Genomic DNA, 11,740 nt, shown 5'->3' with positions numbered 1-11,740 from the left:
CTGACCGCCTCCTTTCACTTCAAAGATAACATAAACAGTTTAAATCGTCTTTTTGTGGTAGTATTAATTATGAAAACATGACCAGGAGGGTTCCGGATGATAGCAAGGAGAATTTCAGAGATACCCATTTCAAAAACCATGGAACTGGATGCAAAAGCCAAGGCACTGATCAAAAAAGGAGAGGACGTCATAAACCTCACAGCAGGAGAGCCCGACTTTCCCACTCCAGAACCCGTCCTCGAAGCGGCAAAGAACTTCCTGGAAAAGGGACAGATAAAGTACACGGACCCTCGGGGTATCTACGAACTGAGAGAGGCCATTGCGAAAAAGGTAGGAGAAAGGTACGGAAAGGAAATCTTACCGGATCAGGTGGTTGTGACGAACGGAGCAAAGCAGGCACTCTTCAACACGTTCATGGCACTGCTTGATCCCGGTGACGAAGTGATCGTGTTCTCTCCTGTCTGGGTGAGTTACATTCCACAGATACTTCTTGCTGGTGGCACCGTGAAGGTCGTGGAAACGTTCATGAAGAACGATTTCCATCCCAGTCTTGAAGAGGTAGAAGGGCTTCTTGTTGGAAAAACGAAGGCCGTTCTCATCAACTCGCCGAACAATCCCACCGGTGTCGTCTACAGCAGATCCTTTCTGGAGGGGCTTCTGAGACTTTCTGAGGAGATGCATTTTTACATCGTGAGCGATGAGGTTTACGACTCTCTGGTGTACACAGACAACTACACGTCGATACTGGACATAGCGAAAGACTTCGAACGGGTGGTGTACATAAACGGCTTTTCAAAGTCTCACTCCATGACCGGCTGGAGAGTGGGATATCTGATCTCAAACAGAGAACTGGCTTCGGCTGTTTCAAAGATTCAATCCCACACCACCTCCTGCATCAACACGGTTGCCCAGTATGCCGCTCTCAAAGCGATAGAAGTAGACAACTCCCATATGGTTCAGGTCTTCAAAGAGAGAAGGGACCTCGTGGTGGAACGCTTGAAAAAGATGGGCGTGAAGTTCGTGGAGCCACAGGGAGCGTTCTATCTCTTCTTCAAGGTGCCGGGTGACGATGTGAAATTCTGTGAGAGGCTTCTTGAAGAAAAAAAGGTGGCGCTGGTTCCGGGTTCTTCTTTCCTGAAGCCTGGTTTTGTGAGACTATCCTTTGCCATTTCCACAGAAAGGCTTGCGGAGGCGCTGGACAGAATTGAAGACTTCCTCAATTCTCATTGATTTTCTGAAGAGGAACTGGTACAAGTACCTTCTGGGATTTCTGGCACTGGTGATGGTAGACCTTCTGCAGGTCTACGTTCCGCGTATCGTTGGAAAGATCGTCGACAGTCTGAACACCGAGACCATGAACTTTGCAGAACTGAAGATAATGATCGGCTGGATCATGGCGGCCGCATCCGGAATGTTCCTTGGAAGGTTTCTCTGGAGGTATTTCCTCGGTGGCGCTTCCAGGTATTTCCTCCTTGAGACCATGAACAGGATGTTCTCCAAGATGCTCAGCCTCACTCCCGGTTTCTTCGACAGGATGAGAAGCGGAGAGTTGATGGCAAGATTCACCAACGATCTGAGCCTTCTGAGGAGAGTACTCGGACAGGGGGCCATTCTGCTTTTCGACTCCTTCATCATGGTCCTGATGGTGTTCATTTTCATGATAGGAAACGTCGGATGGAAGCTCGCATGGATCAGTTTCGCCCCTCTCCTTCTTCTCGTTCCAACTTCCATGAGTTTTGGAAGGTTGATACACAGGAGGGTGGCAGACGTCCAGCGTTCGTTTTCGGAACTCTCGGGCTTCACCGAAGAGACGATAAACGGTATTCGAATCGTGAAGAGCTTTTCCTCGGAGGACGTATCGTTCGGGATATTCGAAGAAAAGGCAAACGTCAACTTCAGGGATACCCTCCGGGCGGTAAAGGTTTCCAGTGTGTTTCGTCCTCTCATCACCCTGATTGCCTCTTCCTCGTTCTTTCTTGCGCTTCTCTATGGAGGAAGAGCAGTCATAAACGAGAAGATCACGCTTGGAGATTTCATCGCCTTCAACTCCTACCTGGGAATGTTGATATGGCCCATGATGGCCTACGGCTTCATGGTGGACCTGTTCCAGAGAGGAAGGGCAGCCATGCGTCGCATGGACACGATCTTCACCGCCCAGCCGGAAGTGAAAGAGCCGGAAAGACCAGTTAAAATAGATCACTTCAAAAGTGTGATCATAAGAGATCTGACCTACAGGTACCCCGGAACCGATCGACCCGTCCTGAAGAACATCAACATGAAGGTGAAGAGAGGAGAGATGATCGGCATCGTTGGAAGTGTGGGAAGCGGAAAGACAACGATCGCAAAGCTTCTCATGAAACTGTATCCTGTGGAAAGGGGAAAGATATTCATAAACGGAGTGGATATAAACGACATTTCCTCTGAGGATCTGAGAAGAATCTTCACCCTGGTCCCTCAGGAAACGTTTCTGTTTTCCGACACGATACGAAACAACATAACCGTTGGTATGAAAAACGTGGACGAGAAAGAGATCGAGAGGGTGACGAAACTCGCGGCTGTCTATGAAGACATCATGAGTTTTCCAGAGAAATTCGACACCGTCGTTGGTGAACGCGGAGTGACCCTTTCGGGTGGACAGAGGCAGAGGATCACGATAGCCCGAGCACTGATCAGAGATTTCGAGGTTTACATCTTCGATGACTGTCTCTCCGCCGTGGATCCAGAAACAGAAGAAAAGATAATAAGCTCTATAAGGAACAGCATGAAGGGAAAAACGATCATCGTGATAACGCACAGACTGAAGGTCCTGAAGGATGCCGACAGGATATACGTTCTCGACGATGGTTTCATCAAAGAAGAAGGAAGGCACGAAGAACTTTTGAGCAGAGATGGGATCTACAGCAGAATGTACAGGAAACAGCTCATCGAGGGGGGATGAGATGAAACGAGTTGGTGTTGTAACGGGTATCTTCGAATCCAATCCCTACGAGTTCTTCGTGAGAATGGTATCTGAAGGCGATCATCAGGCTCATGCCCAGATAGAGGACATCGTGAGGGTGGAGTACAGATCGGGCTACGGAGATGTGGTAACCTACGGTGTGGTTGTTGACATACAGAACAGATGGGATGGTGAACTGAGAAACGGTTACGAAGAGGACGTGGCACTCGAAGGACTGAAGCCAGCCTACCCAATATACATCGCACGGGTGAAGGTGACGAGGTCCTTTCTGAAAAAAGATGGGAAACTCTCCGAGACGGCCCCGGAGATTCCTCCTGCCATTGGTTCTCCCGTGTTCCTTGCGGAAGGTGAAGAAATAGACATAGCCCTTGGGTTCGACGAGCTGAAAAGCAAGAACGTGGCGCTCCCCGTGGGCATCCTCAAGAACGGCAAACCTGCCTACCTGGATCTGAGGTACATACTGGGAGACAACGGGGCACACATCAACGTTTCGGGACAGTCCGGTGTGGCTGCGAAGACCTCCTACACCACGTTCCTGGTGAAGTCGATGATGGAAACGTCCAGAAAAACACAGGGAGAACTGATGGAACTTCTGAGGGAAGCAAGGTACATCATCTTCAACGTTAAGGGAGAAAGTTTGATGTTTCTCGATCGCCCTTCAAAGGAATGGGCAGCGGAGAAGGAAAAGTGGGAAGAGATGTACAGGGTGCTCGGAATAGAGCCAAAACCGTTTGAAAACGCGGTCTTTTACGCTCCAAGCAGACAGAAGGGCACCTACGTTCCTGCCGTGAACAAGCGTATGAGTGGAGTGAAGGTTTACGGCTGGGACGTCTTCGACATAGTTGAAATGAATCTTCTGGAACTCATGTTCGATCCGGACGAGATGGCCAAAAACCAGAACTTCCAGCTGGCGGTGTGGTCACTTCAGGAATATCTCACCCAGAGAATGGAAGAGATCTACCAGGAATTCCTGAGGAAGGGCTACATCAAAGACAAACAGAAACTTCCCTCTCAGGCGTTGAGGGAAATCGTTGCCTCTAAAGGAGAGATCGTGGACATTCCCCTTGACCTCGATGATCTGATAACCCAGCTGAAGGAAGGAAAGGCAAGAGAGTACCTGGAAAAAGAAAACGTCCAGCGTCAGACCATCAGCATGCTGATTCGAAGGCTGAAGACCGCCCAGAAGATGGACTTCGACAGACTGTGGATAAAACCTCCTCTGAATCCCATCGGTGGGGTGGAGTACAGGATCAACTGGAACGTGCCCGGAAGGGTGACCGTCGTGGACATCTCAAAACTCAGAACTCGTGCCCAGGCGTTCGTTGTCGGTGCGATCCTTTCCGAAGTGATGAGAGAAAAGGAGACAAACAACGGTTTCACCCAGCCCGTTTTCATCTTCCTCGATGAACTCAACAAGTACGCACCAAGACACGGTGGTGGTGCGCTTGCGAACATCTTCAGAGACGTGGCAGAGCGCGGCAGGTCTTTCAGGGTGATCCTCATTGGAGCAGAACAGACCGCCTCCGAGGTCGACTACAGGGTGATCACACAGGCCGCCACGGTTGTGGTTGGAAGACAAAAAGGAGCAGAACTTCTGAAACCGGAGTACTCGCACCTTGCAGATCACTACAAACGAAAAGCATCTCTTTTGAAGCAGGGTGAAGTGATAGTGGATCAGCCGTTTCTGAACCTGCCTCTCACGGTGAAGTTTCCACTTCCGGCCTGGTGCACAAGAGAGGATGGCTACGTTCTAGAAGGTGAAGACGAAGATGACGAATACATCATCTGAACCAGACGGTGAATTCTGATCCCACAAGCCACTGGGATTTGAATTCCAGCCTGTACCCCATCATGTCGCACAGGTGTTTCACGATGGAAAGTCCAAGGCCCGATCCAGGAGCCATCTTTGGAGCTTCCGATCCCCTGTAGAAACGCTCGAATATCCTTTCCTTCTCTTCCTCTTTTATCCCGATTCCCTGATCCTTCACAGTCATCTTCTTTTCCGATATGGAAACTTCCACCTCCGACTCTGGGTACGAGTATTTCACGGCGTTGGAGAGAAGGTTCTTCAGGATCGTGTAAAAGACGAAGCGATCGGTTTTGATCGACTCCACTTCCGAAGAAAACTTCACTCTGATCTTTCTGGATTCTATTTTCTCGCGAAGATCCTCAACGGATTTCTCGAACACTTCCTTCACATGTACCTGTTCCACTTTGAGTTCGTAGAGGCCCAGCTGTATCATAGTGAGAAGTTTCAGCTGTCTGATGATCGTCTCCATCCTCTCCAGGGAGCGGTCTATCCTGTCGAGTATTTTGAGTTTTTCAGGATCTTTCTCCAGATCCTTCAGAAGAAACAGATTTGCCTTCGAAGCGGAAAGAGGTGTGAAGAGTTCATGGGACACCGCCATAACGAAGTCTAGTTTTGCTTCGTTGAGTTTTTTCTCCTCGGTGAGATCGTTCACAACAAGAAGGCTCTTTCGAGGAAGGAAATGGAAAGAAACGAATCTTTTTGATTGAAGTTCGAAAAAGTAGGCATCGGTTTCCATGGAGAAATCCTTCTTTTCCTGAATACTGCTGACGATTCTGTCCATCTCTTTGCAGGTGAAAACAGATATCAGACTCTTTCCCGTTCTGAAACCATACCTTTCCCCGGATCTGTTCGCCGAAACCACCTTCAACTCGTTCAAAACCACTACCGCCTCTTTGATGGTGTCGAGATCTTCAAGATCGATCACCCTCATCACCCCGGGTTGAGAATTTGTATCCAAGGCCCCTTACGGTCTTTATCCAGTTCTTTCCTATCTTGGAACGAATGGCACTGATGTGAACGTCTACCACCCTGTCGGAGACATAGTCATCCCCCCAGATTCTGTTCAGGATCTCTTCCCTCGAAAAGATCTTGTTAGGAGCGGAGGCAAGAAGTTTCAACAGTTCGAATTCCTTCGCTGTCATTTCAACGTTTCTACCGTCGTATCTCACAACGTAATCTTCGGGAAAGATCTCGAGTTTTCCGAATCTTAACACCTTCTGATCTTTGCCCATTCTTCTCAGAACAGCCTTCACCCGGGCGATCACTTCCCTGGGGTTGAACGGTTTTGTCACGTAATCATCCGCTCCGAGTTCTATTCCAAAGATGCGATCCATGTCTCTGTCCCTTGCAGAAACGATGATGATGGCCATTTCCGGGTGAGACACCTTCATTTCCGGGATCTCTTCCATGGCAACACCGTCTGGAAACATAAGATCCAGAATGAGAACGTTGTAGGCGCCCTCTGAGAGTTTCTTTTTGAGATCAAAGAGTGAACCCGCTTCGTCACATTCGTATCCTTCAGCCTCAAGGTACCTCTTCAAAACACCTCTTATGTCCTCATCGTCCTCAGCTATCAGAACCCTCACTGCCATCCTTTACACCCCGCAAAAATTCCCTCATGTTTTTTCCCGTCTCAATGTATATGACTTCCTCGCAGAGATTGTTCGCATGGTCTCCTATCCTCTCCAGGTCCCGTGCTATGAGGATGTACACCAGGGCAAGTTCAGCCGGTATTCCGTCCTCTTTTATCTTCTCCACGACAAGCCTTCTGATCCTTCTTTCCATCTCATCGATCACGTCGTCGAACTTCCAGAGCCTGTAGGCAGAGTCCACGTCTTCTTCGACAAAGGCCTTGAAAGAGTCCTGAACCACCCTCAGTGTACTTCCGAACATGTCCTTTATTTCCTTCAGCATCTCAAACCGGATCTTCCTTTCGGAGAGAAACAGACATTTCTCAGCGATGTTGCAGGAAAGGTCTCCGATCCTTTCCAGGTCGTTGGAAAACTTCAGGATAGTGATGATGTATCTGAGCTGTTTGAGGATGGGGTTGTACCTTGCTATGATCTGATAGGCCTTTTCCTCTATCTCCCTGTTCAGTTCGTCTATCATATCATCTGACTCGAGCACTCTTCTTGCAAGGGTCTCGTTCATGGTTTCGAGGCTTTCTATCGCATCGTTCAGAGATTCTGAAACAAGAAAGAGCATCTTTGAAACGTCCGATTTCAGAAGGGTCAGTTCCCTTTCGAAATGAACGTGGTCCACCATCCTTTCGCCTCCATCATCCTATTTTTCCTGTCAGATACTCTTCGGTGAGTTTGCTCTTCGGTCTTTCTACAATTTCCCTCGTGGGGCCGTACTCTACGAGTTCGCCCCGGTACATGAAGGCTATGTAATCGGCGATCCTTATGGCCTGTCCTATGTTGTGGGTGACGATCACGATCGTGTAGTTCTCAGAGAGTTCTTCCAGAAGCTTTTCGATCCTTTGAGTCGCAATCGGATCGAGGGCCGATGTTGGTTCGTCGAGGAGGATCACCTCGGGTTCCACTGCAAGTGCCCTCGCTATACAGAGCCTTTGCTGCTGGCCACCAGAAAGTTTCGTTCCGGGTTTGTTCAACTCCGATTTTACTTCATCCCAGAGGGCAGCCTTCTTCAAAGATTCTTCAACGATTCTGTCGAGTACGTGCTTGCTTTTTGTCCCATGGATCCTCGGACCGAACGCCACGTTGTCGTAGATCGACATTGGAAAGGGAGTGGGTTTCTGAAAGACCATTCCCACCTTTTTTCTGTACTCCGTCACATCGAGTTTCGGATCGTATATGTCCTGCCCTTTAAAGTATATCTTCCCTTCCACCCTGAAACCGGGTATATGGTCGTTCATTCTGTTTATACTCCTGAGGAGCGTGGTCTTTCCACACCCGGATGGTCCTATTATGGCGGTTATCTGATTTTTGAAGATCTTCATCGTCACGTTCTTGACGGCTACTTTATCACCGTAGTAAGCGCTGAAGTTTTCGATCTCAATGATGGGTTCCATTCTCTCTCCTCCTCAAAAAGAAAGCTGCACCGTATATCAGAGCAACTATTATCATCAGAAAAGCCGCCGTTCCCTTTGCCATCCACTGAGCGGACTCACCGTACGCTGCCGTGATGTAGTAGATGTGAGTTGGAAGGGTCATGACAGGAGAAAAAAGTCCTTTCGGAAGTTCCGTTGAGTAGAACACTGCACCCGTGAGCAGAACGGGAGCGGTTTCTCCCAGGGCTCTCCCACCTCCAACGAGAACGGCCGTGATGATACCTCTCCTCGCCGCTGGAAGGAGTACTTTGAAGATGACCTCCTCTTTCTTTGCCCCGAGGGCCAGTGCGGCTTCCCTTATCTCAACGGGTATGGCCTTGAGGGTTTCCTTCGTTGAAGATGCGATGACAGGAAGTGTCATGAGTGAAAGAGTCAGTGCAGCGGCGATCATGGACGTTCCAAACTGAAGGGCCACACAGAAGAACGCCAGTCCAAAAAGTCCGTAAACCACCGAGGGAATTCCGCTCAGGGCCGTCAGAGAGATATCTATCCACCTTGCAACAACGTTTTCTCCGTATTCGGAAAGGAACACCCCTGTGAAGATACCAAGAGGAATCGAGATCAGGAAAGTCAGAGCCATGAGATAGAAACTTCCGAGGATGGCAGGAAAGATGCCTCCCTCTGTCATACCGCTTCTTGGATAGTCCAGGAAGAAGGAGGGAGAGAAATACTTCGCTCCTCCTGCAACAATGGAAACGAAAAGAAACAAAACAACGGCAAAGACCACGTAACTAACTACACGAAACACGTAAGAGATGATCAGGTCCTTCTTCATCCTGTCTGCCTCCTCGATATGTATCTGGAAAGTCCCGTCAGAACGAGAGAGAGTACAAGAAGGATGAAACCTGCCGCAAAGAGCACATGATAATGCATGCTTCCGACGGCAACCTCACCGATTTCGCTTGCGATCGCTGCCGTAAGTGGTTTTACAGGATCGAAGAGTGAACGTGGAATTATGGCGGCCCCCCCTCCCACCATGAGGACTATCATGGTTTCACCGACCACTCTGTTCACGGTGAGAACGAAAGCGTTGAGAATCCCGGGAAGGGCAGCCCTTGTGGTCACCCTGAATGTTGTTGTAAAACGGGTGGCACCGAGAGCGAGTGCGCTTTCTTCGAGGGCTATGTCAACAGAGTCGAGCGCTTCCAGCGAGAGTGAAACCGTGTAGGGAAGTGCTGTGAGAACAAGACCGATGGAGGCCAGAAGGAAATTCTCTGTGGACCAGATGTCGAAGTGTAGCAGAATGGGTGCGATGTAGAACAGAACAAAAAGCCCTATGATCACAGAAGGAGTTCCAGCAAGGAACTCCACCGTGGTCCTTACAAGGCTTTTTTCGAGATCTCTGGCGTACGTGTGGAGAAAGAACGCTACCAGATAACCGAGGGGAAGAAGAATGGCAGAAGAGAATGCCGTCAAAAGAAGCGTTCCCGCGATCATGGCGAGCATTCCATACTCCGGTGGATCTGCCGTTGGGTACCAGTAGACACTCGTGAAAAGCTCGCCCCCGACTTTCACGAGGGCGGGCCAGGCCTCCTTCACAAGAAAGAACACAAGAAGAAAAAGAGCGAGGATACCAATGATGGAAAAGACGAATATCACAGATTTTCTGAAGAAATTCGCTACCTCTCTGTTCAGAGTGAATCCCTCCTTACCAACCGTAAGCAGCCACGTAACCGGCTTTTTCTAACAGTTCCTGTCCTTTCTTCGAGAATGCGAACATGATGTACTCGAAGACAAGACTTCCCATCTCGGGAAAGCCGTTCGTTGCATCGACGAACATGAAGAGCGGTCTTGCTAGCGGATACTTTCCCTTCAGGATGTTTTCCTTCGTCGGGTAGATGCCGTTCACCTTCAGAACTTTCACGTCGTCAGTGACGTATCCAACACCGACGTAGGCGATGGCGTAAGGATTTCGTGCCACGTTTTCTATCTCGATTTGGGTGCTCTCGACCATTCTCACGTAGGGTGCCATCCTCGCACCACCGAGGACCTTGTTTTCAAAGGTTTCGTAGGTTCCAGAGGCGGTGTTTCTCGAGTAGACGGCGATCCTTTTTCTTGGAAGATTCGGGTTCACCTGAGACCAGTACTGGATCTCACCGGTGTAGATCTTCTTCAACGTCTCTATGGAGATGTCGTCGATTCCAAGTTTTTTGTTCACGACGATGGCTATCCCGTCGAATCCAACGAGGAACGGTATGAAGTACTTTCCTTCTTTGTTCATTCGTTCGATCTCTTCAGGTTTGAGCCATCTGCTGGAGTTGGCGATGTCTGCGGTTCCGTTGAAGAGGGCGGCTATCCCCGTGGAAGATCCTGCACCTTCGAGCGTCACCTGAACATCGGGATGAACCTTCTTGAACTCCTCGATCCACAGCTGTGCGATGGGAAAGACCGTGTTGGAGCCCTTGATGACGAGCGTTTTTGCTACAAGGAAAACCGATACCATCGCAAAGAGCAAAACAAAGAGCCTCTTCATAAAGGACACCTCCTCAGAATGGGTTTCACCATTTTGTAGTTTCCAGACTTTCTTTATGCCATTATCCGTTGTTTGTTAAGAAATGTTAAGTTCCAGAGAGCGTTCTGTGGTAGAACGTTTTTTGGCGAAAATCGTTCTATATCGAAACGATTTTTGGAATATTTTGAATAATAGTTCTATCACAGAACGAAATATGATAAAATTCGTTCCGAAGGAGGGAGGAACATGTACGATCAGATCATAGAGAGATTGGAGATTCAAATGAACAGAATGATCAGTTACTTACCTGAGAAGAGAAGATTGTTTTTTCAGGATCTGGAGGAGAGGTTTACGCCCAGGGCGATTCTTCTCTATGGTCCACGCGGCACAGGAAAAACCACGTTTCTTCTGTCCATGGCAAAAAAGAACGGTTTCCTCTACGTCTCAGGTGATGATTTATCACTGCTGAACGTTTCCTTCCACGAACTTGCACAGGAGATTTTAAAGAATTACCCGGGAATTGTGATCGACGAAGTCCATTTCCTGAAAAACTGGAGTGTTATCCTCAAGGTCCTGTACGATACCTTCCCGGGCAAAACGATATGGGTGAGCGACAGCAGTTCTATAGTGATGAAAAAGGGAACCTCAGATCTTTCAAGAAGATTCGTCCTGATGAAGCTTCCCCTCATGTCCTTCAGAGAGTTCATTCATTTTGAGACCGGAAAAGTTCTGGAGAAATTGAACTCCCCATTCGTACCGCTCTCGGATTATGCAGCCAGTTTAATGAAACAGGTCGATGTGATGAGTTTATTCAGGGATTATCGTGAGAAAGGAACAAGACCCTTTTACAGGGAGGGGAACTTCAGGGAGAGAATGATGAACATTTTGGACAAAACCATATACTACGATATACCGCACCTCATCGGTACCGTAACTGAGAATCACATCGGGGTCATGAAGGCAATCGTTGGGCATCTTCTCTATTCCAGAATCCCCACAATAAACATCGAGTCCATGAGCAGAGAATGGGGTGTGGGAAAGCAGAAACTGTACCAACTCCTTCATGTGATGGAGGAGATAGAACTTGTGAACATCGTCCGGAAAGAGAGAGCAGAAAAACCGTTTTCGAAAGGCTCGAAGATATTCCTGGCAGATCCCTCCATGTACCACGTCTTCGAAGGAGAAACGGGAAATTTCAGAGAAGCGTTCGTTGTTTTCGCCCTGAAAGAGAAAGGGAAAATATACGCTTCGAAAAACGAAGAAGAGGCCGATTTCATTTTCGAGGGGATGAAACTCGAGGTTGGAGGAAAAAGGAAAAAGAGAAAATCCAGTGATTTCGTGATCAGAGACGACATCGATCTTCCCGTCAGAAATTCCATTCCCATGTGGGTGCTTGGAATGTTGTGGTGATTCTCAAAAGGTGGTATAATATAAACAGAAAGTGAG

11 protein-coding genes are annotated in these 11,740 nt (G+C 48.6%); 4 read left to right on the top strand and 7 right to left on the bottom strand.

The window, feature by feature from the left end; all coding sequences use genetic code 11:
• Nucleotides 1-96: 96 nt before the first annotated feature.
• Genes aspC through TRQ7_RS07935 form a run of 3 tightly spaced genes read left to right on the top strand, consistent with a single transcriptional unit; the run spans nucleotide 97 to nucleotide 4,748 of the window.
• Nucleotides 97-1,230: an aspartate aminotransferase gene (gene aspC, locus TRQ7_RS07945; protein WP_041844386.1), complete on the top strand. Its 1,134-nt coding sequence runs from the start codon at nucleotides 97-99 to the stop codon at nucleotides 1,228-1,230.
• Nucleotides 1,205-2,938 (top strand): ABC transporter ATP-binding protein, encoded by a 1,734-nt coding sequence (locus TRQ7_RS07940; RefSeq protein WP_015919788.1) that lies wholly within the window; start codon nucleotides 1,205-1,207, stop codon nucleotides 2,936-2,938. The genes aspC and TRQ7_RS07940 overlap by 26 nt, the downstream gene beginning before the upstream one ends.
• A gap of 1 nt (nucleotide 2,939) precedes the next feature.
• Nucleotides 2,940-4,748: an ATP-binding protein gene (locus TRQ7_RS07935; RefSeq protein ID WP_038067760.1), complete on the top strand. Its 1,809-nt coding sequence runs from the start codon at nucleotides 2,940-2,942 to the stop codon at nucleotides 4,746-4,748.
• Here TRQ7_RS07935 and TRQ7_RS07930 read toward each other — a convergent pair.
• The 7 genes from TRQ7_RS07930 to TRQ7_RS07900 are packed head-to-tail and all read right to left on the bottom strand — an operon-like array spanning nucleotide 4,741 to nucleotide 10,315.
• Nucleotides 4,741-5,700, bottom strand: coding sequence for a HAMP domain-containing sensor histidine kinase (locus TRQ7_RS07930; protein ID WP_015919785.1), 960 nt, complete (start codon nucleotides 5,698-5,700; stop codon nucleotides 4,741-4,743). The genes TRQ7_RS07935 and TRQ7_RS07930 overlap by 8 nt on opposite strands.
• A complete protein-coding gene (locus tag TRQ7_RS07925) occupies nucleotides 5,681-6,361 on the bottom strand; it encodes a response regulator transcription factor (RefSeq protein WP_015919784.1) in 681 nt (226 codons plus the stop codon). The genes TRQ7_RS07930 and TRQ7_RS07925 overlap by 20 nt, the downstream gene beginning before the upstream one ends.
• Nucleotides 6,336-7,034 carry a phosphate signaling complex protein PhoU gene (gene phoU, locus TRQ7_RS07920; RefSeq protein WP_041844385.1) on the bottom strand — a complete coding sequence of 233 codons (699 nt, stop codon included), beginning with the start codon at nucleotides 7,032-7,034 and terminating at the stop codon, nucleotides 6,336-6,338. The genes TRQ7_RS07925 and phoU overlap by 26 nt, the downstream gene beginning before the upstream one ends.
• Before the next feature lie 13 nt (nucleotides 7,035-7,047).
• Nucleotides 7,048-7,803 (bottom strand): phosphate ABC transporter ATP-binding protein PstB, encoded by a 756-nt coding sequence (gene pstB, locus TRQ7_RS07915; RefSeq protein WP_012311192.1) that lies wholly within the window; start codon nucleotides 7,801-7,803, stop codon nucleotides 7,048-7,050.
• Nucleotides 7,787-8,617 (bottom strand): phosphate ABC transporter permease PstA, encoded by an 831-nt coding sequence (pstA, locus tag TRQ7_RS07910; RefSeq protein ID WP_041844384.1) that lies wholly within the window; start codon nucleotides 8,615-8,617, stop codon nucleotides 7,787-7,789. Before pstA ends, pstB begins: the two co-directional genes overlap by 17 nt.
• Nucleotides 8,614-9,441 carry a phosphate ABC transporter permease subunit PstC gene (gene pstC / locus TRQ7_RS07905; RefSeq protein WP_041844383.1) on the bottom strand — a complete coding sequence of 276 codons (828 nt, stop codon included), beginning with the start codon at nucleotides 9,439-9,441 and terminating at the stop codon, nucleotides 8,614-8,616. The genes pstA and pstC overlap by 4 nt, the downstream gene beginning before the upstream one ends.
• A gap of 49 nt (nucleotides 9,442-9,490) precedes the next feature.
• On the bottom strand, nucleotides 9,491-10,315 hold the full coding sequence (locus TRQ7_RS07900) for a phosphate ABC transporter substrate-binding protein PstS (RefSeq protein WP_041844382.1): 825 nt from the start codon (nucleotides 10,313-10,315) through the stop codon (nucleotides 9,491-9,493).
• A gap of 225 nt (nucleotides 10,316-10,540) precedes the next feature.
• Here TRQ7_RS07900 and TRQ7_RS07895 point away from each other — a divergent pair, with 225 nt between their 5' ends.
• Nucleotides 10,541-11,704, top strand: coding sequence for an ATP-binding protein (locus TRQ7_RS07895; RefSeq protein ID WP_012311188.1), 1,164 nt, complete (start codon nucleotides 10,541-10,543; stop codon nucleotides 11,702-11,704).
• The last annotated feature ends 36 nt before the right edge of the window (nucleotides 11,705-11,740 follow it).

The organism is Thermotoga sp. RQ7 (assembly GCF_000832145.1).
Taxonomy (GTDB): domain Bacteria; phylum Thermotogota; class Thermotogae; order Thermotogales; family Thermotogaceae; genus Thermotoga; species Thermotoga neapolitana.
The sequence above is the reverse complement of the archived record's forward strand: the minus strand, read 5'-3'. Positions and strand labels throughout refer to the sequence as shown.